The 26,163-nt window shown below is 38.4% G+C and carries 22 protein-coding genes; 15 read left to right on the forward strand and 7 right to left on the reverse strand.

What is annotated here, in order from left to right; genetic code table 11:
- The 3 genes from ACKTS5_RS09700 (at position 1) to ACKTS5_RS09710 (ending at position 857) form a co-directional block, all read left to right on the forward strand.
- Positions 1–183 carry a helix-turn-helix transcriptional regulator gene (locus tag ACKTS5_RS09700; protein ID WP_408044629.1) on the forward strand — a complete coding sequence of 61 codons (183 nt, stop codon included), beginning with the start codon at positions 1–3 and terminating at the stop codon, positions 181–183.
- The gene (locus tag ACKTS5_RS09705) at positions 180–452 is read left to right on the forward strand and encodes a hypothetical protein (RefSeq protein WP_408043673.1); all 273 of its coding nucleotides are present in this window, start codon (positions 180–182) and stop codon (positions 450–452) included. The genes ACKTS5_RS09700 and ACKTS5_RS09705 overlap by 4 nt, the downstream gene beginning before the upstream one ends.
- Before the next feature lie 123 nt (positions 453–575).
- Entirely contained in the window at positions 576–857 is a 282-nt protein-coding gene (locus ACKTS5_RS09710) for a hypothetical protein (RefSeq protein WP_408043674.1), read from the forward strand.
- A 1,000-nt stretch (positions 858–1,857) separates the two neighbouring features.
- Here ACKTS5_RS09710 and ppk1 read toward each other — a convergent pair.
- On the reverse strand, positions 1,858–3,879 hold the full coding sequence (ppk1, locus tag ACKTS5_RS09715) for a polyphosphate kinase 1 (protein WP_408043675.1): 2,022 nt from the start codon (positions 3,877–3,879) through the stop codon (positions 1,858–1,860).
- A gap of 673 nt (positions 3,880–4,552) precedes the next feature.
- Between ppk1 and ACKTS5_RS09720 the strand changes: the two genes are divergently transcribed.
- The 3 genes from ACKTS5_RS09720 to ACKTS5_RS09730 are packed head-to-tail and all read left to right on the forward strand — an operon-like array spanning position 4,553 to position 7,170.
- Positions 4,553–5,299 (forward strand): hypothetical protein, encoded by a 747-nt coding sequence (locus ACKTS5_RS09720; protein ID WP_408043676.1) that lies wholly within the window; start codon positions 4,553–4,555, stop codon positions 5,297–5,299.
- Between the two features lie 55 nt (positions 5,300–5,354).
- On the forward strand, positions 5,355–6,407 hold the full coding sequence (locus ACKTS5_RS09725) for a sensor histidine kinase (RefSeq protein ID WP_408043677.1): 1,053 nt from the start codon (positions 5,355–5,357) through the stop codon (positions 6,405–6,407).
- The gene (locus ACKTS5_RS09730; RefSeq protein WP_408043678.1) at positions 6,400–7,170 is read left to right on the forward strand and encodes a LytR/AlgR family response regulator transcription factor; all 771 of its coding nucleotides are present in this window, start codon (positions 6,400–6,402) and stop codon (positions 7,168–7,170) included. Before ACKTS5_RS09725 ends, ACKTS5_RS09730 begins: the two co-directional genes overlap by 8 nt.
- 17 nt (positions 7,171–7,187) lie before the next feature.
- Here ACKTS5_RS09730 and ACKTS5_RS09735 read toward each other — a convergent pair whose 3' ends face one another.
- Both ACKTS5_RS09735 and ACKTS5_RS09740 read right to left on the reverse strand, forming a co-directional pair.
- Positions 7,188–7,826 (reverse strand): transglutaminase-like domain-containing protein, encoded by a 639-nt coding sequence (locus ACKTS5_RS09735; RefSeq protein ID WP_408043679.1) that lies wholly within the window; start codon positions 7,824–7,826, stop codon positions 7,188–7,190.
- Positions 7,827–8,002: 176 nt separating this feature from the next.
- Entirely contained in the window at positions 8,003–8,926 is a 924-nt protein-coding gene (locus ACKTS5_RS09740) for a LysR family transcriptional regulator (protein WP_408043680.1), read from the reverse strand.
- Positions 8,927–9,353: 427 nt separating this feature from the next.
- Between ACKTS5_RS09740 and ACKTS5_RS09745 the strand changes: the two genes are divergently transcribed.
- On the forward strand, positions 9,354–9,656 hold the full coding sequence (locus tag ACKTS5_RS09745; protein ID WP_408043681.1) for a hypothetical protein: 303 nt from the start codon (positions 9,354–9,356) through the stop codon (positions 9,654–9,656).
- 16 nt (positions 9,657–9,672) lie between these two features.
- The gene (locus ACKTS5_RS09750; RefSeq protein ID WP_408043682.1) at positions 9,673–10,638 is read left to right on the forward strand and encodes a sodium-dependent bicarbonate transport family permease; all 966 of its coding nucleotides are present in this window, start codon (positions 9,673–9,675) and stop codon (positions 10,636–10,638) included.
- Between the two features lie 58 nt (positions 10,639–10,696).
- Here ACKTS5_RS09750 and ACKTS5_RS09755 read toward each other — a convergent pair whose 3' ends face one another.
- The gene (locus ACKTS5_RS09755) at positions 10,697–11,884 is read right to left on the reverse strand and encodes a MalY/PatB family protein (protein WP_408043683.1); all 1,188 of its coding nucleotides are present in this window, start codon (positions 11,882–11,884) and stop codon (positions 10,697–10,699) included.
- Between the two features lie 179 nt (positions 11,885–12,063).
- Between ACKTS5_RS09755 and ACKTS5_RS09760 the strand changes: the two genes are divergently transcribed.
- Positions 12,064–12,429 (forward strand): hypothetical protein, encoded by a 366-nt coding sequence (locus ACKTS5_RS09760; protein ID WP_408043684.1) that lies wholly within the window; start codon positions 12,064–12,066, stop codon positions 12,427–12,429.
- 119 nt (positions 12,430–12,548) lie between these two features.
- Positions 12,549–13,421, forward strand: coding sequence for an alpha/beta hydrolase (locus ACKTS5_RS09765; RefSeq protein ID WP_408043685.1), 873 nt, complete (start codon positions 12,549–12,551; stop codon positions 13,419–13,421).
- Here ACKTS5_RS09765 and dinB read toward each other — a convergent pair.
- A complete protein-coding gene (gene dinB, locus ACKTS5_RS09770; RefSeq protein ID WP_408043686.1) occupies positions 13,418–14,635 on the reverse strand; it encodes a DNA polymerase IV in 1,218 nt (405 codons plus the stop codon). The genes ACKTS5_RS09765 and dinB overlap by 4 nt on opposite strands.
- Positions 14,628–17,636, reverse strand: coding sequence for a DNA polymerase III subunit alpha (locus ACKTS5_RS09775; RefSeq protein ID WP_408043687.1), 3,009 nt, complete (start codon positions 17,634–17,636; stop codon positions 14,628–14,630). The genes dinB and ACKTS5_RS09775 overlap by 8 nt, the downstream gene beginning before the upstream one ends.
- Positions 17,637–17,936: 300 nt before the next feature.
- Between ACKTS5_RS09775 and ACKTS5_RS09780 the strand changes: the two genes are divergently transcribed.
- Together ACKTS5_RS09780 and ACKTS5_RS09785 are read left to right on the forward strand one after the other, a co-directional pair.
- A complete protein-coding gene (locus tag ACKTS5_RS09780) occupies positions 17,937–18,707 on the forward strand; it encodes an XRE family transcriptional regulator (protein ID WP_408043688.1) in 771 nt (256 codons plus the stop codon).
- Positions 18,707–20,104, forward strand: a complete 1,398-nt coding sequence (locus ACKTS5_RS09785) for an exonuclease domain-containing protein (protein ID WP_408043689.1) — start codon at positions 18,707–18,709, stop codon at positions 20,102–20,104. The genes ACKTS5_RS09780 and ACKTS5_RS09785 overlap by 1 nt, the downstream gene beginning before the upstream one ends.
- Before the next feature lie 299 nt (positions 20,105–20,403).
- On the opposite strand, the gene ACKTS5_RS09790 is transcribed toward ACKTS5_RS09785, so the two are convergent.
- A complete protein-coding gene (locus tag ACKTS5_RS09790) occupies positions 20,404–21,294 on the reverse strand; it encodes a LysR family transcriptional regulator (RefSeq protein WP_408043690.1) in 891 nt (296 codons plus the stop codon).
- 76 nt (positions 21,295–21,370) lie between these two features.
- Between ACKTS5_RS09790 and hutH the strand changes: the two genes are divergently transcribed.
- The 3 genes from hutH to ACKTS5_RS09805 all read left to right on the forward strand — a co-directional run bounded on the left by hutH (position 21,371) and on the right by ACKTS5_RS09805 (position 26,161).
- Positions 21,371–22,867, forward strand: coding sequence for a histidine ammonia-lyase (gene hutH / locus ACKTS5_RS09795; protein WP_408043691.1), 1,497 nt, complete (start codon positions 21,371–21,373; stop codon positions 22,865–22,867).
- Between the two features lie 2 nt (positions 22,868–22,869).
- On the forward strand, positions 22,870–24,867 hold the full coding sequence (locus ACKTS5_RS09800) for a urocanate hydratase (protein ID WP_408043692.1): 1,998 nt from the start codon (positions 22,870–22,872) through the stop codon (positions 24,865–24,867).
- A gap of 979 nt (positions 24,868–25,846) precedes the next feature.
- Positions 25,847–26,161 carry a DUF6787 family protein gene (locus ACKTS5_RS09805; protein ID WP_408043693.1) on the forward strand — a complete coding sequence of 105 codons (315 nt, stop codon included), beginning with the start codon at positions 25,847–25,849 and terminating at the stop codon, positions 26,159–26,161.
- Positions 26,162–26,163 lie beyond the last annotated feature (2 nt).

The following is a 26,163-nucleotide window of genomic DNA, read 5'->3' on the forward strand; positions in this document are numbered from 1 at the left end:
ATAAAAGAAGTACTAGTAATTCAAGGAAAATCACAAGTATGGCTTGCGGAAGAATTGGGGAAAAGTACGACTTCTGTAACGGCATTTTGCAATAATAAATCACAACCTCATTTAAAAGATTTAAAGAGAATAGCACAAATCCTAGATGTAGATATTAGAGAGCTATTAGTTTCTACAAAATGAGTGCCTTAGAGTTTCTAAAGTCAGAATTAAAAAGTCATAACTTAGAATTGACTGCCAAAACCAGTGGGAGGAAAGGAGTAGATTTTTTAATAGGTAACAACCAAATATATCTACAACTACTAGATTTAGATACTGTAAAACAAAGCATTAAAATTGCAAAACAAGATTTAGGAGAACTCAACGATAACTTGTTTATCGCCTTAGTTTTAATTCTGGAAAAAGAACCAAGAGTCATATATCTCATCTATGGAATTACAAGATTCCAATAACAATTTCTTTGTTAATAATGACGTGAGTTTAATGCCCAGTTTATCTAATTGGGAAATTAAAATATCAAGTAAAATAATTTCAGAACTCAGCAAATTTTCATTGAATAATTATAAAAAAGAATAATGGAAGAAATAACATTAGATGATTTACAGGGAACGTGGTTAGGCGATGAGTACAATTTAATTATTGGTCATCGACAAAATTCAGGATTTGCAAGATTAGTAAACAAAGCCGATAATACAATTGTTGAAACAAAAAGTTTAGAATTATCAGAAGTAACTGAAGAAAATACTAGAATCTTAATTTTTAGTAAAGAGTATTCTATTGAAGTTTGGGGTTGGTATACCAAAGAAATGACTCTTACAATTGACAATAACAGGTATAACGTAGCTTTTTTAAAATAATAAATTAAATATACCTCAAATTTCAGTTTTTAACATTATGTAAAATAGATTTAGTGAGAGTTTTTACCCAGATGAAGCGATAGCAAAACGGCCTCAGAAAACTTTGGCTAAAACAATAGGTGAATGAGCGTACATATTTTAGAGAGCTAGCAATACATATTCTTAATAATTAAAGGGTTTAAAGCTAGTTCCAAACAGTCATAAGGCGTTCTAATGTTTTCTAAAATATAGCGATTGAGCCGTACATTGTTTCCAAAGGTTTGTGCAGCCTTGATTTTTTTGTTTCTTTTTGTATCAAGACAAAAAGATATGCAAATTCTAAAAATGTTTAATTATAGTTCTATAGTGAACAAGTGTATAGAAATTTTAGAGCGTGGATTTGAGCAAGGGAAAATTTTATACTCTTGTGGCAAGCTTACGAGAATGTCGTAGAAAAAAATCTTGCAGGATTTTCCCCGAATACGAGAATTATAATTAATAGCAAAAGGTTTAGCTTTTTTTGGTGTGGCCAAGCGTTGGCAAATTGAGTTTAAAAATAAATGCCATAAAGCATTTAATTTTTTAAAAACAATAAAGCGGTTGGGCGCGGCAATTTTACATAGCGACTAATTATAGTACAAACAGCAGGATGTTTCTTGTTTAGCACTAAAGCAAGAACCGAATATTTAATGACCCTAGTACTACAGTTTATTGTGTGTTCAAAACTTTATGGGATATTTTACATAATATGGAATTATAGCTATCAAATGGCGAAAATCCATAAATTAAAAAACAGGACATTTGTACTATAATTAATATTATGTTAAATAGAGTATATTGTTCATCCTACCTATTCAAAACCTGAGAGAGATCATTTTGATTGAAGAACTCTGTTAAGAGCTTGTAAGGGTCACTAATACAGTAAATTACAGCTAGTTTACATTGAGAACACCTTAACTCCTAAACTCATTACATACTTTGTTTACTCTTTAATGTTCATAGCAAACACCATTTTATGCTTCTATGTGCTGGTAGTCAGCTTTTTATTTAAATCAAGCAAGTACTCATAATACGATTCCTGAGCGTTGTTTATAGCTAAGTCATTAACTTGGTAGTTATTCTGAAGTTCGGTATCTAAAACTCGAGCGTTAACATTGTCATTCCACTGTAAATCAAAGCAATCAATCAGTCGTTTCTTTAGTTTTGGATTCAAAATGGGAACTCCGATTTCTACTCGCTTATCTAAATTTCTGGTCATACAATCTGCCGAAGCAATATACACCTCTTCTTTCCCCCCATTATGGAAGTAATAAATTCGGCCATGTTCCAAAAATCTCCCCACGATACTGATCGCTTCAATGTTGTCACTGAGACCGGAAACTCCTGGTTGCAACCTGAATATCCCTCTGACAATTAGTTGTATTACAACTCCCGCTTGTGAAGCTTCATACAATTTTTGAATGACACCTTCATCTTCTAAACTATTCATTTTAAACCGAATAATCGCTTTTCTTCCGGCCTTGGCCTCCGATATTTCACGATCAATTTTGTCATATAAGGCTTGTCTTGTGGTAAATGGAGACATTAACAAACTAGAAATCTTGGGGGGTATGCTAGGAGTACCCAAAAATTCAAATACTTGTTTCAGGTCCGATGTGATTTGAGGACTGCTTGTTAATAGCGCAAAGTCCGTATATATTTTTGCACTGTTCTCATTGAAATTCCCAGTACCTATATAGCCATAGCTGTTGTTCAATCCTTCAATTAAAAAGATTTTGGAATGTACTTTAATACTGGGCATTGAATACAAAACACGCGCTCCATACTTTTGTAGCTTTTCTCCCCAATAAATATTATTTGCTTCATCAAACCGCGCTTTTGCTTCTATGAAAACGGTTACTTGTTTTCCTTTTTCTAGGCAAGTAAGTAAAGCTTCTGCAATTGCTGACCGCTTAGAAACCCTATACAACGTGATATATAAGTGCTCAACATCCGCTGAGTTTGCTGCTTCCTGCAGTATCGCTGGGATATAATCAAATTTCTGATAGGGAAAATTGAGTAAAACCTCGGTTTTTGAAATCACATCGAGCAAGCTTTCTGCAGATTCTAATAAGGGGTGAGCTAAGGAGACTAGCTTTGGAAATTGCAAATGATCATGATCTTTAGGAGATGGAAAACCAAAAAAATCACTGAAATTATGATACTTGGCACCTGGCATCAAGTCCGTTTTATTAAGGCGAAGTTGCTTGCGTAATCGTTTCAATAACGCTGCTGGCATAGCAACATCATACAACATACGTGTTGGAATTCCGGTTTCACGCTGTATGAGGTTTTCTTTAATGAGTTCAACCAACGTGCCTTCATATTCATCAAAGTACATTTCTCCATCGCGGGTAATTTTAACACTATAAGCAGGATTACCTGCATAATCGGGGTACAACTCTCCCAAATTTGCGCGAATAACCTCGTCTAAATAGGTGACTACAAAGCTGTCTTCCGAAGGTAACACTACAAATCTATCACAATGTTCGGTAGGAATATTAATTAGAATAGATACCTCTGAATCCAAACATAGAAACAACTCTTTATCGTGATAAAAATCAATTACCTCTAAATCATCTAAATAATGCACCTGAATGTGCTCTTGAACTTGGTTTGCAAAATAACTCTCTAAGAATTTACGTTGCTCTTCAGTGTATTGTTCATGATTGATAATTCGAATTCCCTGTGCAGCAAGTTTTGGCAGGAGATCTTCGCGATAGGTATAACCAAAGCGCTCTTGTAAGGAAAATATTTTTTCCTGAAGTTCCTTAATAACACGTTTGGGCTTTTCATGTAGTTTTTTGCGGATATCTTTCTGTAATCCTTTAAAATGACGGAGTTCCGAAATACGAACGCGATAAAACTCATCTAAGTTCGATGAAAAAATAGCGAGAAATTTTAATCGTTCATAAAGAGGCAAGGTGCTGTTTTCAGCTTCTTGCAATACGCGTTCATTGAAGGATACCCAACTGAGGTCGCGATGAATCAAGTGTTTGTTCATAATAGGCAAAATTAGCTTTCTAAATATGGATTGTTGTTAAGTAAAGATTATTTTTAAACAGCCAAATAGAAGAGCACAGTACACTGTTTATGAGGTTAGTAGCATCGTAGGAGTGTTTGTGCCTCGTAAAGGAGAGCTGTATAACAGGGAGTTATGATCATCTGAATACGCCAGTGGGTAAGTCAATACAACGTTTTCCTTCTGAAATTGAAGTAGATGACTTGCTAGGGTACTCACTTGCTCAACGTTTTGAGGAGTTGGATTTTTTTCAGCCCCCTACTCTACTTTTTGTAATGTTTTTTCAGCTCAAATTTGGATTTATCTCAATAAATCAACAGTTTTTTACTAAAAATAGGTCATTTTTATAATTTTCGATTTAAGCTACTTATACCCAATCTCTCGATGAATACATCGAGACTACTAATTTTGAAGGCTTAAATCGTGAATTTTAAAAAACACTCATTTCCCTCCTATTTTGATTTATTTTCATCCGAAATCACCTTAAATATTCAGACTGGAGCCCTCCCATCCTGTTCTTGCTTCGATCTTTCGTTCTATGCATTCATTTGAGATTTTCCTTGGTTCATTGGAAATGCTCCTCAGTACATCAAAAAAGCGTTTTAGAAGTATCACCTCTCTTCTACATTTGTGTCCAACGATAAAAATTTAAAATATGAAGCATACTAAAGAACTCATTGTTTTACGATCATTTGCCATCACGGTAGGTCTAGGAATCGTGGCGCTCCTATCCTATTCTTTTACCACAGGAACCTCGCTGCATAAAAAGTTGACAACCCTTGATGTGGAGCGCATAAACATCGTTGAAGCAGATGGTACGGTAAAAATGGTGATTACCAACGCCCAGCACTTTCCTACTAAAGGGGATGTCATTAATAAAACTACGTATCACGAAAGAAAAAAACGGGCAGGAATGTTGTTTTTTACAGAAGATGGGAAGGAATGCGGTGGATTTATCTATGACGGGCAGAAAACCAACAAAGGTCACAATGCCGGACTATCATTGACCTTTGATCAATACGATGGTGACCAGGTAGTTCAGCTTATAGCAACCGATATCGCTAAAAATGGAAGGAGGAGAAAATCATCACGTCTCGTTTTCAATGATCAAGGTGACCACAGTACAAATGCATTGAGTACAAAACTCTGGGCAGAATTAGATGCGATTAAAGACCCTAAAGAGCGCAGCAAAAAATATCAGGAATACAAAAAGAAAGGCTTGCTAATGACGCATACACCGCGCGTAGCACTCGGAAGTTTTACCTCAAACAAAGGTTTATTTCTCTTCGATGACAATGGCAAGCCCAAAGCCAAATTCGGGATCGACAACAATAATGAAGTAAAGCTCGAAATTTACGACGAGCAGGGAAATGTAATTAACTCTTGGCCCTCAAAACAATAGTATTCTTAGCAAATGCGGTGAAAAAATCATCGCATTTTTTTATCTTTCACTCCCTATGAAGATCTTAAAGAATTTTATATTACAGCACCGTTGGTTTATCTTTTTCCTATTTGCATTTTCTTCCTTGTTTCTCCTAAAAAACAAAATTCAAATCGCCAACAGTTGGAACGATTTCTATTTTCATCCTGATGCTCCCTTTTGGTATTTTTTTCGTGCGCTGAGTATTTTTATGCTCGTCTATTTTATAAAAAGAAGGATTGAAAGTCGATATAGTCCGAAAGCAACGCCCGGAAAATTCTTGGGATATTTCGGTATAGGATTGCTTTGTTTTATGCTACTAAAACTTGTGGACGGTCTCCTTATTTCTTGGATCTTCGGGAATTTGGAACGAAATTATGGAAGTTCTTACTTATTAATTCAAAGTCAAGTAAGTAATAGTATTGATTATTTGATTTTTGGTGGATTCTCTCTAGCCTATCTCTACTATAAGGATACTAGAAGCTATTTATCAAAAGTAAATGCGTATCAAATCAGTGATGCTAAGAGTAAGATTCAACAGTTACGAAACCAATTAGACCCTCATTTTTTATTCAATAATCTCAATGTACTGGACCAGCTTATTTGGGACGATCAAGAACGAGCGACTAACTACCTCCATAAATTTTCTGAAGTGTACCGATTTTCCTTAATCAATGCCCAGCAAGAATTGATTGGAATTCAGGATGAGTTGCAGTTTGCTAAGAACTATTTTAGTTTGATGTCAGAAAAATATCAAGGAGGATATAGCTTAACCATCGATGAGCAGCTTGCGTCTTCGAATCAGCTTGTACTGCCACCTTTCTGCTTACAGGTTCTTATTGAAAACGCAATAGTACACAATCACGGAAAACCAGCACATCCCGTGCATATCCATTTAGGCATACACAATGAGTACCTAGTGGTTCAAAATAACAGAGAAGCCTTGGCGCGAAAAAAAACATCCAACGGAATGGCACTTAATAATTTGTGTAGTCAATTTGATCTTTTAGCACATAAATCTGTACTCATTAATGAGACTGAAAAGAACTTTATTGTACAACTCCCTTTAATCAGCACGACTCATGTATAAAATTGCGATTATCGAAGACGAGGCTCCCGCCCGCAAAAAACTGCAACTCTTTCTAAACAAGCTAGATATCGACTATACAATTGTAGTCGAGCTCGATACAGTATTTGAAACTCAGGAATTTTTGCAGGAAGCTCCCGATATTGATATTATTTTCTCGGATATCGAATTGAGAGACGGTAACGTATTCGAAATTTACAATCGTCAGAAAATTTCAGTGCCTATTATTTTTATCACTGCCTATAATGATTTTTGGATGAATGCCTTTGATACGAATGGTATTGCCTATTTGCTAAAGCCCTACCCTTTTGAGCGTTTTGAAAACGCCTGGAGCAAGTTCGTTGATTTAAAAGAGACCTTTGTAAAACAACAACAAAGTATATTCAAGCAGCTAGACTACTATTTTCAACAAAAGACTCCAAAATCTTATAAAGAAACACTGGCCGTGAGAATGGCAACGGGAATTTATTTCCTAAAAGTTGTAGATATCTGTTATTTACAGGCAGATCAAGGCATTGTTTGTGCTTTTGATAAGAAAAATAAAAAATACGTATTAAATGAGAACTCTTTAGGCACCGTACAGGAACAACTAGACCCCGATTTGTTTTTCAGAATAAATAGAAGTGAATTGGTGCACAAAACTTATATTGAAAGCATACACCGTTATTCAAAAAATACGATCGCTATTGAGCTTTACCAAAACAACACAATTTTAAAAACGAGTCAATCTCAAACGGCTCCATTTAAAACATGGATGGGCCTTTAATGCAGTGATTTAAAGTTTTAAAGAAAGAAATTCACCTCAGTATTCCCTTGATTTTTTTCATAAATTTCAGGGTAATTCGCTCTAAATATATCCATCATTCTTTCAAAAGGTACATCTTGATAGCTACCGTAATCTTCAAGATAGCTCATAAACTGCTCATTATTTCTGTTGTACTCTTGAATTACGGCATCTTCACTACCGTCGAAATCTAAAACATCAACTTGGTATTTGGCACATAGTTCTCGGTTAAAGGCCGGTACACATTTTACCCACTTTCCTGAATAAAACACTTCTACTACACCGTGAGGGGCTAATTCATTGGTTCCTAAAATACGTTCTAAATGTTCAGTGGCTATGTGATTAGAAACTTTAGCCAGTCGTAATCGAGCAGGAATTGCAAGTGCTCTATAACAAGTAATAAGGACAATGGCTTTATCTATACAATGTCCTTCGGCATTTGAGAGTATCGTACTTGCTTGGTAATGATCTTTGGTTATCCCTATTTTGAATGGGTTGTAACGCCATCCATCTCTAATTCTCAAATAGAGTTGTTGGAGTTGTGCTTTTGGTGTAAGCGCTTTATACGGTTGAAGGAATTCTTGAATCTCAGGGTGTTCATAATCGAAAAAATAGGTCGCAGCTGTAAATTCTTCCATAAAAAAGGCTTTTGTTGGAAAGGAAAGGTATTGATTAATTTACAAAAACTGTATGAAGTCCCATTTTTCTATACCTATGTTAATCACTAACAAAGGCATCTAAGCTTGAATAAACGAAGTTTAGAATAGTATAAAGTGTGTACTTCTCGGGGAAAAGATGTTTTAGCGTTAGAATATTAAAAATCATCTACCCATGAAAAGTGTTGCTCAATAATTTCTGCCTTGTGCTCTTTGATATAATCGATAAAGGCACTGGCAATAGGCGTCAACTTTTTGTCTTTTCTCCAAACGATATTCCACTCGGTTTCTATGGGGAGTCCTGGATAAGGAATAACAGTCATCTCCTTGTTCAACAGCGCATTTTTAATTCCTATTAAGGGCATTATACTGTAGCCGATACCAGCTATAACTGCTTGTTTTAAGGCTTCATTAGAGGTGAGTTCTATCTTTTTAGAAGATTTCAAATTTCGCTTATCGATAAACGTTTCCATGGCGTTTCTTGTCGCCGATCCTTTCTCTCTAAACAACATAGGCCCTTGAGTGAAGATAAGAGCTTTTTTTCCTTTGCGCTGTTCTACGCGTTCAGTGCCGCCAACGAGATATAAAGAGTTTCGAAGTAAGGGAATATGTTGTAAATCCATTTGTTTGGGCAATACAGAAACCAAAGCAAAATCAATATCATTATTTTCTAAATGATTTACTACTTGCTGCTTGTTGGTAACATCCATTGAAAAATCTATGGCTGAGTTTTCGTTTAAAAACCCCGATAAAAAATAGGGCATTACGTATTTCCCTGTAGACACCACCGATAGTTTGAGTTTTCCAGCAAGTTTCCCTTGAAATGCGTGTGTTTTATGATTAATCCTATCAACTTCTACCAATATTCTTCTTGCTGTTGCTGCTATTTCCAACCCAAAATCTGTCACGTACAGTCGCTTTCCGACAACTTCTGTTAAAGGTATAGGAAATTGATCTTGAAAATTTTTTAACTGTATGGATACCGCTGGCTGCGATAAATACAAAGCTTCGGCAGCTTTCGTAATGCTTTTTTTCTCTACAATTTCTATAAAAACCTTGAGCTGATGTAATGTATAGTTCATGTGAACGAAGTTTCCCCTAATAAAAGCATAAAAATAACATTATAAAGTTAATTATAACCATAAATAAATGTTAATATAAGGTTTTGCTTTTTTTATAGGTATGGCGCCAACACTGATATGCACTACCCTAAAAGTATTGATATTAATTTTATTTATGTTTAAATTCAGATATATAAATAAAAATATATGAATTAAATCTACCAATTTTGTCTCATCAAATACGAGTAGTAAAATTAAAATGATGTTTTTTAAAATAAACATAGTGCATACACTGAGAATAGCAGGAATGGTTTTACTGGTAATAGCTTACGCTTATTACTTGTACAAAACAGAATATTCACCCATACTTCACAGGTCTTTATGGTATAGCAGTGGTATATACACCTTGTTGATTTTTCACAGCATCCTACTCCAAAAGAAATAATTTATGGAAACATTAGACATTAGTACCGCCAAAAAGACGATCAAATTAGTTGATGGAGACTTTACTCCTACGCACACGTCTGATTTATTAAAAAGTTTTTTAAACACAAAAATTAACTATCACAAATTACACCGTCTGATTTTACAAGAAAAAGATCATTCTGACACAACTCCTGTTGACAATGCTCGAATACAAGAGTTACAGCAGGCCAAAGCGGAAGTGGTTGCTTTGGTAGAAGAAGCCAGAAGTCAAGGTAAAAACATTCAAATAAAGAGTATCGTTACTCTAGAATTCACAGATCAATAACTAGCAATTTTATCCAATGGATATTCATTTATTAGTAGATAACTTAACAAATCCGGCATTGCTGTTCTTTTTTTTAGGAATCTTTGCCTCACAAATTAAAAGCGATTTAGAAATCCCTAAGAACTCCTCAAAGTTTATTTCGTTATACCTTCTCTTATCCATAGGTTTCAAAGGTGGACAAGAACTTGCACACAGTACGTTCAACACCGAAATCTACAACGGGTTGCTTTTGGGATTTCTGCTCGCTATTACCGTGCCGCTGTACACTTTTTTTATACTCAAAAAGAAGTTTTCAATTGAAAACGCAGGAGCTATTGCTGCGGCATACGGTTCTGTAAGTGCCGTAACCTTTATCACCTCAGTGAGTTTCCTGGACATGGAAAAAATTGCCTACGGAGGACATATGGTTGCTGTAATGGCGCTTATGGAGGCTCCATCTATTATTGTAGGAGTATTACTCATGCGATTGTTTTCGAATGGAAAGCGATCTACTAATGAATTATTACAACTGGTAAAACACGCCCTAACTAACGGAAGTGTGTTGTTGATTATTGGAAGTTTGTATATTGGGTATTTTGCCAGCGACGCACAGGCTGCAGGAATCAAGCCTTTTACCACAGATATCTTTAAAGGATTTTTAGCAGTGTTTTTATTGGATATGGGAATTACGAGTGGTAAGAAAATAGGCCTACTCTTAAAAAAAGGCTGGTTTGCCTTGCTTTTTGCCATCGTTATCCCTTGTCTTAACGGTTGTTTGGTAAGTTACTTTTCTGGATTTTGGTTAACGGAGATCGGCAATCGATTTTTAATCGCCATCTTAGCCGCCAGTGCATCGTATATCGCCGTCCCTGCGGCCATGCGTATTGCGGCGCCTAAAGCAAATCCTGGACTTTACTTACCGATGGCTTTGGCCATTACCTTTCCGTTTAACATCACCTTAGGAATGCCTTTATACTTATTTATTATAGAACTTAGTCATTAGAAATAGCATTTCATTATTTTTCATTTGTCTTTCATTCACCCTGCAGATGGCCTAGTTATTAAACTAGGTCATCTTTCTTTAAAGCGTTAACAGCTATGGACAAGCGAACTAAGGCTTCTTGAATATTAGCAAGTGGAGTGGCAATATTAATTCGGGCGAAACCTTTTCCGGCCTCTCCAAACCAATGTCCCATGGCCAAACCGATTTTTGCTGTGACAAAAAGTTGCTTCAATTCTTTGTCAGTAAGTTCTAATGCGCGAAAATCTAACCACAGCTGATAGGTTCCTTCAGGCTGAATGACTTTTACTTCTGGTAATTCAGCACGGATAAATTTTGAGATCCACTGAATCGAGCTTGTGAGGTAAGCCAGTAATTCATCTAACCAGAGCTCTCCTTCGGTATAGGCGGCAATACTTGCATAATTGGTCATGGCATTTCCGTGATGTAAATACATGGCCTCAATTTTTTGTTGAAGCTTTTTAAAATACTCCTCATTTTCAGTATAAATATAGCCGTTGGCAATACTTTGCATGCCAAAAGTTTTTGCAGGAGACCCTAAAAGTACCAAATGCTTGTTGGCCCGATCCAATGCAGCAATACTCGTAAACTGATGCGAGTGATACAAAATATCAGCGTGAATTTCATCGCTAATAATTCGAACGTTGTAGGCTTCTGCTAACGATAGCAAAGCTTGTAACTCTGAACGAGTCCAAACGCGTCCTACAGGATTGTGGGGATTACACAAAATCATGGCTGTGGGTTTTGCTTGTTGAAAGGTTTTTTCCAACCCTGCTAAATCCATAGTATAACGCCCGTCGTCAAGTACTAATGGATGCGGAAGCGGCTTTCTGCCGTTCCCTTTGATCACTTGATCAAACTGATGATAAACTGGCGTTTGTATAAGTACGACATCACCTTTTGCTGTAAACTCCTGTAAAAGAACGGCAATTCCTGTCAGTACACCATTGAGTTGTAAAAAAGCAGTGCTCTGCAAACGCAAATTATGCCTACGCTGATACCAAGCTACCATGGCTGTGTACAATTTTTCGGTATTGAACTCATAGGCGTATAGCCCTCTTTCTGCAATTTGTTTTAAGGCTGCTGATATCGCAGGTGCAACTTGAAAATCCATATCCGCAATCCAAAAAGGCTGGATGTCAGTGGTCCCGAACATGTGATTTAAAAAATTGGGATTGTTTTTTACAAAATAGTTTGCTACCTGGTGCTGTTCGTCAAAAATACTCATATAGGTTACTCTTTGGTGTTTAAAAGTACTAATTGTTTTTCGGAAAATTTAACTCCCTTAACTATACAGACGGGCATTTTATAAGATTGATGCATTAGGAGTTTTAAAAACCTTAGGTAGCATCTAATTTAAGCAGAAAAATTTTCTTAATTTTACGGGTATATTTTTACGAAATTGCTATGATTACAGGTATTTTTACGGTACTTCTCGATGGAAAATTACTAGGTTACACAAACCTTGAGTATGCAGATAACGCTATGGGAATCCTATGCGGCAAATTGTTTTTTACGGACGTACAATCACCGTATCATTTTCTGAAGGCATATGCCCTCACAAATGCTATTGAACTATATGATGATGATGAAAATGAAAAATTGATCAGTCTTGCAGTCCTGCCTAAAATCGAAATTTTGGTAACGCAAACAGGCGCATTGATACATGTGGGAGCAGCTATTGAAGGAATGGAAAGCGATGATTTTCAAATTACCTTATTCGAATGTCTTCCTGAAAAGTTCCAATTAGCATTCCAAAATGCCAACAGTTAGCCTTCCTTAAAATAAAGGAAGCATCCTCTAAATAGACTGCACTTTTTTTGATTATTGGTCGCAGTGCTTCGCTGTAGATAAAAAACACTATCTTTCTTCAATAAAATACGAGATTAGCTATGAGTTTGAGTTATTACGCCGTTTTATTGGCTTTGCGAATTAAAGGAATTAAAAATGTGTTTAGTAAGGCTCCTATTGACTATATGGCATTGAGGAAAGAGGATGTTGAACAGGTAAAAAAACGTCGAGGATACCAATATGAGACCTTACAAATAGGTGATAACACCATTACAAAAGTCAATACGCTTGGCAGTACGAGTAAAAACACGATACTCTTTTGCCCTGGTGGTGCATATGTGAGTGGTCCTGCGAAGCATCATTGGACTGCTGTGCACCAATTAGCTAAGCAAACCGATTATGAAGTTTGGTTACTCAACTACACCAAAGCCCCAGAGGTAAGCATAACAGCCATGGCTGAAACCTTAGATACGGCCTATCAAAAGGTACTAGAACGCGAAGGGAAAATTGTACTGATGGGCGATTCTGCTGGAGGAGCCTTACTTATCAGTTTGTGTCAGCGTTTAGAACAAAACTTTAGGCTCCCTAATTTACTAGTGGCATTATCGCCTGTAATGGATGCCTCTATGTCGAATCCGGCCATTAAAGCACTGGAAGTCCAAGATCCTATGCTCGGTATTGCAGGTGTTCGAAGTGCCAAAGAATACTGTGCAGGCTCCTTGGCCTTAACACATCCGTTACTGTCTCCCTTATACGGGTCGTTTCTGCATTTTCCTCCAACTATTTTATGCATTGCTGATTGTGATATCACAGCACCAGACCAAGAGTTATTTGCTGAAAAATTGCGACAATGCAATAGAGATCTTAGGCTTATTCGAGGAACAAGGCTTCCGCACATATGGCCCCTACTTCCATTTTTATCAGAAGGAAAACGCACCTTTGCGCAACTATTGCGAGCAATCCAAGAAATTTAGCGCCTTCTATTAGGAAGTAATGGCGGGGGTTCTCCGTTAAAAGGATTCCAACGGCTGATGCTTTTTGCTCCCATACCCGTGGCTCTCATAACTGCTCGATCTCCGTAACGGGCCCTCATTTTGTCCATAGCCTGATAGAGGTTTAGTATTTTTTCATCATCATCAAAGAGATCAACTTGATGCCCTCCTTCTACCAAGTGACTAAACTTAACCCCTATCAACCGTACTAGCAAACGACGTTTGTACAAACTCTTATACAATTCTTTTACCAAGGGAATGATTTTGTGATCAGCAGCGCTGTAAGGTATTCTGCGCTGTATTGTATAAGTTTGAAAATCGGAATAGCGAATTTTAAAACTCACGCAAGCTGTAAGTTTATTTCCTCTGCGCAATTGGTAAATCAAATTTTCGGTCATCGCCACAATAATACCTTCGAGCTTTTGCACGTCAGTCGTATCTTTATCAAAAGTACGCTCTGTTGAAATAGATTTGCGCTCTTGGTATTGTACTACAGGACTGTGATCAATTCCATTGGCCTTTTTCCATATGGCAATACCATTTTTACCAAATACTCGCTGCATCATATTCACAGGCATCTCTTGTACTGTCTTAATTTTTTTTATTCCCAAATCGCAAAGAGCCTTGTAGGTGACCTCTCCTACCATAGGAATTTTCTTGACAGATAAAGGAGAAAGAAACGGTTTTTCACTTCCTTTCTCTATGCGAATCTGGTTGTTAGGCTTGGCTTCACCTGTTGCTATTTTCGACACCGTTTTATTGATCGAAAGCCCGAAGGAAATGGGTAATCCCGTTTCCTTTATAATGCGCTGTCGCAACTCGGAAGCCAGCTGATGACAGCCAAAAAAGCGATCCATACCACTCAAATCAATGTAGAATTCATCTATCGATGTTTTTTCGTACAAGGGTACGGCCTCTTTAATAATTTCCGTAACTGACTCCGAAAACTTTGTATAAGTCCCTGCATTTCCACGCAGTACTACGGCTTCCGGACACAGTTGTTTGGCCATGCGCATGGGCATGGCGGAATGAATTCCAAAAGAACGCGCTTCGTAGCTACAAGAAGCCACAACTCCTCTATCAGAAGTACCTCCTATCAAAACGGGTTTGCCTATGAGCCTACTATCAATTAAGCGTTCACAAGACACGAAAAAAGTATCTAAGTCCATGTGGACTATGGAGCGTTCATTATTCATTAGTCAAGATTTTTTTAGGTCGTGGACGCTGTGCCTTTCTACTATCAGCATAACGAGGATCTTCTATAATCGCCATGCGTTCCATATGTGTAATTTCAATGCTAATACAGTCAAATTCTTCTATTACTTTTCCTCGTAATCGATAAATACCCTTACCTCGAAAAGGATATTGCGCTGCTATTGGAGGAAAATGTACACTGTCGATAAAATGACCTTCCCTATCTAAAAATGTACCGAAAAACATCGTCTTTCCATTTGAAGTTCGGGTCTTTTTTACCGTAACCAAATACCCTTCAATAGCGATATTTTTTCCAATGTGGAACTGTAATTCTCGAGCGTTTAAACCGAATTTCTCTCCAGCATTAATTAAAAGATCGAAAGGGCTGCATAAAGGAAAGCCCAAGAGCTCTATCTGATCAAAGGCATCTTCTAAAGCTGAAGATGAAAAACTAGGAGTCTGATAACTTAGGGGGGCAGTCCTGAACAAATTCACTCCAGTTTCTTCTACGGGTTGCTTGGTCACTTTCATATGGGCTTCCCACAGGAGCTTCCTCTTATTAATTCCGGTAAAAGCAAAGGCATCGACCTTTAGTAAAATACTTATTTGCTCTACGCTAATGCGCACGCGTTCTACAAAATCATCTAAACTCTTAAAACAACCGTTTTCTTTACGCTCAGTAAGGATGCGCTGAATTGTTCTTCGTTCTAGCGACTGCAAAAACATAAAGCCCATATAAATGTCTTTCCCGTAAATCACGGTCTGTTCGCCGCTTTTATTAATACACGGAGGATGAATGCGTGCTCCGTGCATCCGCGCTTCGTGTACGTACAATTCCGTACTGTAAAATCCGCCGTAATTATTAATTGTGGCAACCATGTACTCCAACGGGTAATAGGCTTTTAAATACAAACTTTGGTAACTCTCCACAGCATAAGATGCCGAATGTCCTTTGGCAAAGGCATAGCCAGCAAAACTTTCTATTTGTCGCCATACGTCTTCTACCAGAGCCTTCGCCTTTCCGGAATTGATACAGTTCGTAAAAAACTGCTTTTTGACCTTTAAAAACTCTTCGCGAGAACGAAACTTTCCAGACATTCCCCTTCGAAGCATGTCTGCTTCTCCTAAAGTGAGTCCTCCAAAATAATGAGCTACTTTAATAACGTCTTCCTGATATACCATGACCCCATAAGTATCCGGCATGATATCCCGTAAAATAGGATGAGCTTCACCGCGTTTTTCGGGGTAGCGGTACCGCAAAATATAGGCTCGCATCATTCCTGATTTTGCTACCCCTGGCCTGATAACAGAACTCGCTGCTACCAACCCTAAATAATCTGTGACTTGGAGTTTTTTTAGCAGCATGCGCATTGCAGGCGATTCAACGTAAAAACATCCAATAGCCTTGGCATTTTTTAACAGTAGTTTAATCCGTTCGTCTTTTTTAAAACCCGCAATATCGTGTATGTCTATCGGAGGGTGTTCCGGGTTATTTTGAGTGGCGATAATCACAGCGTCTTTAATTTTTCCCAATCCTCGCTGGCTGAGAATGTCAAACTTGTGCAGGCCTATATCTTCTGCAACAACCATATCAAACTGAGTCGTTGCATAGCCCTTGGGAGGAATAAAGGTAGCGGTGTAATTCGTAATGGGCTGCTCTGAAATCAAGATTCCCCCAGCGTGAATTCCCAAATAGTTAGGAAATCCTTGGATGTATTCACTGTACTTGACCACTAACTTCGAAAATTGATCGAGTTGTTCGTATTGATACTGTCCCTGTGATAATTTGTCAATTTCCGCTTTGGGCAAGCCAAAAACCTTCCCCAATTCACGTATGGCTGCTCGATATTTAAAAGTATTGTATACACTTATCAATGCAGTATGGGGAAAGCGTTCAAAAATATAACGGGTAATATCATCCCTGTCGGTCCACGAAAAATCAATATCGAAATCCGGAGGATTTTTTCGGTACAGGTTAATAAAACGCTCAAAATACAAATCCAACTCTATAGGGTCTACATCTGTAATGCGCAATAAGTACGCAATCACACTATTGGCTCCACTCCCCCTACCCACGTAAAAATACCCCTTTGAGCGCGCGTATTTTAAAATTTTCCAATTGATTAAAAAATAAGATACAAAGCCTTTTTCTTTAATGATTTCCAGTTCTTTTTTTATGCGAGCAGCAATTTCAGGGGTCACTACGCGATACCGATAAGCAAGCCCGTCATTTGCAAGTTTCTTCAATAAACGATAGTCTAAATCCTCACTCGTCGTATAGGATTTTTGATTGCGAACAACCTCCGAAGAAACCTCCATACTACTGCTACAGCCGCCTAACAACTGCATCGTGTTTGCCACAATTTCAGGATAGTTTTCAAAGGCTTTTTTCAAGGTCTCGACTGGAATAAAACTGTCATTGGGACTTCCTTGAGCTGCCGTCTCAAGCTTGCTCAGCAAGCTATTTTCATCAATAGCTCGCAACAAGCGGTGGGTATTCCACCCTCTTTTATCCTCGAACGTCACAGTTTGCAATACTACAAATTGAGACCAATTGTGTTTCCATGCCGAAAAAGGTAAGCTTCCGAGTTCTTCCTTCGTAATTCCTATGTATTCATGCGGTTGCAATGCAAAAAATAGCTGTCTATACTTTCTGAAAGGATATATTACTACGGTATGGGCTAGCTTAGGTGCCCGCGGAGGAATGTCAATCTTCGACTGCTGTAAAAACTGTGAGAGATACGTATTAATTTCGGCAAACCCTGCATCGTTTTTTGCTATCACAATAAACTGTTGATCGGCAGAATTTCTAAAATCTACGCCAAAAACAGCTGCTAAACCTTCTTTTCGAGCCAAGCGCAGTACATCCATGCAAGCAGTTGTACTATTTATATCCGTCACGAGCACTCGGTCTAAACCTTGCGATTTTGCTAGGGCTACCAAGCGTTTAGGCGCAATTGTTCCGTAACGCAAACTGTAATATGTATGACTATTCAAAAACATTTTACAAAAATAACTACAAATAATAGTTTTTCTTGCTTCTATTTGTAGCAAGTTGTTTTACTGCTGTTTTTACTCACCTACAGGCTTCAATTATAGTAAGGTTATTGTTCAAATTTACCTTTGCGATCTAGCGCTTCCTCGATACAAAAGATTCCTTATGTTTCCAATACAGACTCAAAAATGATACTTGTGAATTCTTATTATATATGCGTCAGTTCTCAATCGTTGAGAAAAGTACTTTTACAATATTTTTCAGCAATACTACAGATTATAGTTTTAATTACCTATATTTGTAGCATTATGAATTACATTGCTAAAAATATTCGTCATTTAAGGAAATTAAAGGGCTATACACAGGAACAATTGGCAGAAGAGCTCAAGATGACTCGTTCAAAAATAGGCTCTTACGAGGAAGGTCGTTCGGACCCTCCTATTGAAATGCTCATTCAGTTTTCAACGTATTTTTCACTGCCTATAGATGTTCTTATCAAGAACGATTTGACCTATGCTACCGATACTTCATTTATCGAAATAGGTAATCAACGAGTATTATTTCCTATCACTGTTGATGTTGATCACGGCGATCTTATCGAAGTGGTTCCTGTAAAAGCATCTGCGGGGTATTTATTAGGGTATGACGACCCCGAATACATAGAACAATTAGAGCGTATTAAGCTCCCTTTTTTACCGACGGGGAAGCACCGAGCCTTTCCTATTAAAGGAGACTCTATGCATCCGATGAAAGACGGTTCGTACGTGGTTGCCAAGTACATCGAAGATCTGCGCGATATTAAGAACGGAACTTCGTATATCGTAGTTACTGAAAACGACGGGATGACTTACAAACGCGTATACGATCATATCGAGGAAAAGCAGGCGCTGTGGTTAGTTCCTGACAATAAAAATTACCAAGCCTACCACGTGCCTGTTACGGAAGTTTTAGAGCTGTGGGAATTCACTTGTAGCATCAATACGCAAGAATACGATGAACGCGATTTAAAAGTCAGCAGCATTGCTTTAATGCTCAATCAACTAGGTGTTGAACTCAAAGCCCTTAAAAAGATTCTTTAATGAACTATGCCATTGTTGACATAGAAACTAACGGAGGCGTAAAAATTACGGAGATCAGTATCTTCATCTTTGATGGAGAAAAGGTGATTGATGAATTTACAACCCTCGTTAATCCAGAAGCCAACATCCCTGCCTTTATAACACAGTTGACAGGGATTAGTGCTCCTATGCTTGCCCAGGCACCTAAGTTTTATGAAATAGCAAAAAAAGTGCACGAGATCACTGAACACGCTGTTTTTGTGGCTCATAATGTTAATTTTGACTACGGTATTATTGCCAAGGAGTTTAAAAATCTCGGTTTTCCATTCAAGCGACGTAAATTGTGTACGGTTCGCCTCTCACGCAAATTACTCCCCGGAAAAAACTCGTATAGTTTGGGTAATTTATGCGCTTCGGAAGGCATCACTATCGCTGAACGACATCGCGCACGCGGAGATGCCGAAGCGACCGTAACCCTTTTTAAGAAGCTCTTAAAGATTGACGCTCAGCAAGAAAAAAGCGTTCTAAAAACCTTTTTGAATCCCAGATCACGAGAAGCCACACTCCCTCCACTTCTTCCCAAAAGCGTTTTTGAGGCGCTGCCCGAAAAACCCGGAGTTTACTATTTTAAGGACCGAGATAAAAAAATTATCTACGTTGGGAAAGCAATCAACATCAAGCAACGCGTGTTGAGTCATTTATACGACAAGAAGAAAAAGGAGGTTGCCATGTGTATGGAAACAGCTGATATCGGCTATACCTTAACTGGCAGTGAGCTGCTCGCTTTATTATTAGAATCGTCAGAAATAAAACTCCATTACCCCAAGTACAACCGAGCGCAACGACGCACCAAGGAAAGCGTAGCCTTGTTTAGCTACGAAGACCGATCGGGAGTATTGCATTTGGCTTGGAACAGTCATAAACTAGTTCAAAAGCCCATTGCTAAATTTTATACCATAACAGAAGCTCGTAGCTTTGTCGAAAAGCTCTGTGACACGTATGAACTTTGTCCTAAATACTGTCATTTGCAAAGCAATGTAAGCAGTTGTTTCCATTATCAGTTAAAAAAATGCAAGGGCATTTGTAGCGATAAAGAAACCATTGCCGACTACAACAAACGAGTTAGAGCAGCACTGCAATCAATTTGCTATCAATCCGAAAATTTTATCGTAAAACAACCCGGTATCAAAGGTAAAGAGTTCGGCTACGCACTGGTGATTAACGGGTTTTACAAAGGCTTTGGCTACCTCTCTGCTCCAGCTACCAGTACCAAAGAATACTTAGAAGCACTCATACCGCACAAAGATACTCGCGATATTCACAGGATACTTTTGGCCTATGTAAAAAAGAATCCGGAACAACTCATTGAGCTTCCAAGCCCCAAACCTGGAGATTTGCACTTAGACACCCTCTTTTAGAAAAGAAGCATTAACTCCTGATAAACAGCAATTTAAAGGTATTTAAAGTTTGTAAAAAATCATAAGCAATGCTTATAGAAATCATAATAAATATAAATACTACTTTCCCGAAAAATAACGGCATCTTTGCAGCTCAAAGGAGCGTTTATATACAAAAACATATATATCCCCTATCCCTTTTATGCTATTGCAATTGTTTGATTTAATACATAGAAGAAATAGGAGTTCCCCCCATAAAACACCAAAGTCTCTTTTCATTTTCGTGAAACTTGCTCGTTATGAGCAGTTTCATGGAATGATTAAATAACCTCCGATAACAGACTGATAGCCTTTGAGATAACTGGATTCCTATTTTCTTTATTCCACACTGCCGAAAGCACTGTTCGCTGAGGAATTTTATCGAGTGAAACATATCGTATGGACTGGTAACTCGTATTTGTAAGGGACTGAGGTACAATGGATACGCCAAAGCCATTTTCGACCAACTTAAAAATAGATTCAGCATGAATGGTATTGTGCGATACCAATGGTGAGAAATTATAAGCATCAAACAGCTGCATCACTTTTTCGTAGTACGACACACTGTACTTGGGGTCAAACAATATAAACGATTCGTCTTTTAATTGTCGTAAATCTATAAAATGCTCTTCGAGTATTGGATGCTCTTTCGGAACTACCAAACAAAAGGGTTCGACCAATACCGTTTTCATATGCAAACTTCGAGGCGCTCGTTCTAATCGTACAAAACCTATGTCAATTTCATTCCCCAGTAATCCGGCTATTTGGCTCTCATTATCCATTTCTTTAAGCGCAAAGGTAATATTGGGATATTTTTGATTCAATCGCACCAATAATTCTGGAATCACTTTTCGCATAGCCGACCCCACATAGCCTAGGCTCAGCTTCCCATCCTTTCCATCACTGATGAGCTTTGCATGCGAAAACAAAGCGTCTAATCCTTGCAAATGCTGGGTTAGCTCTCGCTGTAAATACAAGCCTGCTGCTGTCAATGCTACTTTTCGATTATGACGTTCAAATAACGGAAAGCCCAAGCCTTCTTCTAATTGCTTAATTTGTCTACTCAGTCCGGGTTGGGATATAAACAACTTTTCCGCAGCTTTTCGGTAATGTAACTCTTGTGCTACAGCTAAGAAATACTTGAGATGACGATACTCTATTTGATAACTCACAGTTATTAATTATTAAATTAATTGGTATTGTTAAGCATCAAAAATATGGATAAATTTGTAAGAAATACGAATTATCATGTTTAAATACGGAATAGATACTTTAACGGTTGACACAGTTATCGCCATTGCCAAGGGAGAAATAAAAGCTGGACTCGACCAAGAAGCCATAGATAAAGTAAATAGCTGTAGAGCTAAAGTAGAAACCATGGCGGCCTCTGACAAGGCTGTTTATGGAATTAATACAGGGTTTGGCCCCCTGTGTGATACGCAAATATCACCAGAAGAAACGAGTTTATTACAGAAAAACTTGCTAATTACCCATGCGGTAGGTGTTGGAAATCCGATTGATTCTTTTCTGTCGAAAATCATGATGATTACCAAGGTACACGCCTTGTCACAAGGATTTTCTGGAGTGCGCTTAGCAGTAATCGAGCGCATCATCTATTTTATCGAAAACGATTTGTTACCAGTGGTTCCCGAGCAAGGGTCTGTAGGTGCCTCAGGTGACCTCGCTCCTCTTTCGCATTTATTCCTTCCTTTATTCGGAGAAGGTGAGTTTTGGGAGAACGGTGAGATTGTACTCGCTAAAGACGCCCTAACACGTCATCAATTGGCTCCGATTGAACTCAGTGCTAAAGAAGGATTAGGGTTAATTAACGGAACCCAATTCATTTTAGCACACAGTATTTTAGGCTTAAAGAAAATGGAGTACCTATTGGACCTAGCCGATGTAGCAGGTGCGATGAGTTTAGAAGGATTCCAAGGAAGTGGATCGCCATTTAAAGAGGCCCTTCACCAAATTCGTCCTTTCAAAGGAAACTTGAAGGTGGCCGAACGTATGCGTATGCTCCTAGAAGGGTCTAACAACTTGCATTCTCACAGTGATGATAGCTGTCCGAGAGTTCAAGACCCCTACTCTATTCGCTGTATGCCACAGGTACACGGTGCCTCTCGTAATGCGTACTATCACTTAAAAGAACTAGCTGAGATAGAGATGAACTCCGTAACAGACAACCCTATTGTTTTAAGTGCTACGGAAGCCATTTCAGGAGGAAACTTCCACGGTCAGCCCTTAGCTATGGCACTGGATTACGCATCCATTGCAGCCGCAGAATTAGGAAATATTTCGGATCGTCGTTGTTACTTACTTTTAGAAGGACAATTTGGACTTCCGCGTTTACTGACTACGGCAGGAGGCTTAAATTCAGGTTTTATGATTCCTCAGTACACCACTGCTGCCCTAGTAACCGAAAACAAATCTTTGTGCTTCCCTCCGTCAGCAGATAGCGTACCGACCTCTATGGGACAGGAAGATCACGTGTCTATGGGAAGTATCTCTGGAAGAAAGTTCAACCAGATTTTAGGAAACTTAGAAAAGATATTCGCCATTGAATTCATGTATGCCGCTCAGGCCATGGAATTTAGACGTCCGAACACTTTTTCAGAGATCATCGAAGAAAACTTCGCAATTATCCGAAGCAAAGTGGCTAAATTAGAAGAAGATAGAGTTTTGAAAGACGATATCTATGCATTGATAAAATTAGTTAAAGAACAAGCATTTAAAGTAGCGTAATTATGAGTTTTAAAGAGTTAATATTACAAGGGATTCCAACTGAATTACCTGCAAAAAGAAACTACCCTGAAGGAATTAACAGAGCGCCAAAGCGCAAAGACATTTTGGGTAAAGACGATAAAAAATTAGCCATTCGAAACGCTTTGCGTTACTTTCCTGAAGCTTGGCACGGTGAATTGGCTAAGGAATTCGCTGAAGAATTAAATGAATACGGTCGTATTTACATGCATCGTTTCAAGCCTGAGTACGCAATGTACGCGCGTCCGATAGACGAATATCCAGCACAGAGCACACAGGCAGCTGCGATTATGTTAATGATACAGAACAACTTGGATCCTGCCGTAGCACAGCATCCGGAAGAGTTAATTACTTACGGTGGAAATGGCGCTGTTTTTCAAAACTGGGCACAGTACTTATTAACAATGCAGTACTTGGCAACTATGACCGAAGAACAAACCTTACACATGTACTCAGGACACCCTATGGGCTTATTTCCTTCATCTAAAAACGCTCCACGTGTCATTGTGACCAACGGAATGATGATCCCGAATTACTCAGCTCCTGACGATTGGGAAAAGTTCAATGCTTTGGGAGTAACACAATACGGTCAAATGACTGCAGGTTCGTACATGTACATTGGTCCTCAAGGAATTGTGCACGGTACAACGATTACCGTGATGAATGCCTTCCGTAAAATCTTACAAAAAGGAGACACTCCTAAAGGGAAAATCTTTTTAACTGCCGGCCTAGGTGGTATGAGTGGCGCACAGCCGAAAGCAGGAAATATTGCCGGATGTATCACCATTGCCGCCGAAGTAAATCCGAAAGCCGCTACTAAGCGTCACGAACAAGGTTGGGTAGATGTATTGATTGACTCTCTCGATGAGCTCGTACAACGCGTACGCCAAGCACAGGCACAAGAAGAAGTAGTTTCTATAGCATTTATCGGAAATATCGTTGACGTTTGGGAACGCTTTTACGACGAGGAAATTTTTATCCACGTGGGTTCTGATCAAACCTCATTACACATTCCGTGGACTGGTGGTTACTACCCTGCTGACATCTCTTATGACGAGTCAAACAGGTTGATTCGTGAAGAGCCTGAGGTATTTAAGCAAGAAGTACAAAAGACCTTAAGAAGACATGCAGAAGCCATTAACAAACACACAGCAAAAGGAACCTATTTCTTTGATTACGGAAATGCCTTTTTACTCGAAAGTTCGAGAGCTGGAGCTCAAGTAATGGCACCTAATGGCATTGATTTCAAATACCCATCATACGTTCAAGATATTTTAGGTCCTATGTGTTTCGATTACGGATTTGGACCTTTCCGTTGGGTGTGTGCCTCTGGAAAACCTGAAGATTTAGACGCAACTGATGAGATTGCTGCTCGTGTTTTAAGTGAAATCATGAAGAATTCACCCGAGGAGATTCAGTTGCAAATGCAAGATAATATCACTTGGATTCAAGACGCGAAGAAAAACAAAATGGTCGTAGGATCACAAGCACGTATCCTCTATGCAGACGCAGAAGGACGTGCCAAAATAGCTGCCGCCTTTAATGACGCCATTGCTGCTGGAAAAATAGGACCTGTCGTATTAGGTAGAGATCATCACGACGTAAGTGGAACGGATTCTCCGTATCGCGAAACTTCAAACATATATGACGGAAGTAAGTTTACAGCGGATATGGCCATCCATAACGTTATAGGAGACAGTTTTAGAGGCGCTACCTGGGTATCTATTCACAACGGTGGTGGCGTTGGCTGGGGAGAAGTTATGAATGGAGGATTCGGTATGCTTTTAGACGGTAGCGCTGAAGCCGAAGCTCGTTTGAAAAACATGTTGTTTTACGATGTAAATAACGGTATTGCACGTAGAAGCTGGGCCAGAAATGAAGAGGCTATGTTTGCCATTAAACGAGAAATGGAAAGAACACCTAGCTTAAAGGTTACCATTCCAAATTTGGTTGCCGACGATTTACTCGACACTTTATTTTAACACCAACCATACAAGAAAGCCTGCCTAAGTGCAGGCTTTTTTTATCTCCTCCAGTGGGCAAAACCCGGTATCTAGTCACCAAATTCAATCAACTTAGGGGCTAATACTGGGAATAAAATTCTCAAACCCCAATACTATAACTAGCCCTTTTAGGCTATTCAAACAGAAGCAAAACTTCGCTCCTTTGATAGTTTTGAACTTCTCAAGCGTTTCCTTAACACCCCCAGCAAGAATTGTGAACGCTTCACAGAATGACTAAAAGACGTTTTTTTGATGTAGTTTTATTCTTTTATTTTAGAAAATTGTTTTCCACACAACTTTTATTATTGATCGGTCAGCACCCTAATTTTAAGGGCGACAACAACTGTGCTCGCCCAAAACTTCAGCTCCCTCAATCGCCCAAAACAACATGTATTATTTTTTACTTATCTTTGCTCGTCTTCCATTGAAAACAACAGTAAACATTGCTAAGACACAGAAGTACAAGCAATAACAATTCGTCAAGTTTGCAGTTAAACCAACACTTTAACTAATATTGAATTAAAGCTTCAATTAACAAGTAGTTAAATACTGGTTTTTAGATAGTTAACTAATGCAAAACAAACATATTACAAAACCTGCAAAATTACAAAACACCCGTTAACCTCCTGAAAACAGGCGTGTTTTAACCTATTTCACAACGACCACAGCTAAAACGAAACAACGGCGTGTTTTTTTACATTCGCAGCTGTAATGATTGTTTTTAAGGCCTCGCTATACAGGTTCACTACAAGGGAATGCTACAGTAATAACTACTGCACCTACTTATAGAAACCCCATTAAAGAAATAGAATTTTGCTTATCAAAAGAGAAAAAATTAAGTTATTACTCTTTGTAATGTTCGCTGCTTTTAATCGACCACTTGTCTATAATTAATTTAGATAGTCAAGTTTGCACACTGGAGTTTGCTTGCCTACCGAGATTTCAATACATTTGCGGCATGGAAAAACTGAAGGAGCGTTGGGGAATTACCAACAACAGAGATATCATAGCTATTTTGTTAGTATTTTCGTTAAACGGATCATTTGCGGCTTATATTGCAAAACCTTTGACGGCTGCGTTGGGGCTATCAGTAGCATCTGTGGGACCATGGGTGTACTATCCGCTGCGCATACTTTTGATCTTCCCTATCTACCAAACAACACTGCCTATGTTAGGTTGGTTATTTGGTCAGTTTAACTTTTTCTGGGCCTTCGAAAAGAAGTTTTTAAGTCGTATAGGGCTTGGATTCTTGTTTAAAAACAAAGAGCAATAGGA

The organism is Tenacibaculum litopenaei (assembly GCF_964514025.1).
Taxonomy (GTDB): domain Bacteria; phylum Bacteroidota; class Bacteroidia; order Flavobacteriales; family Flavobacteriaceae; genus Polaribacter; species Polaribacter litopenaei.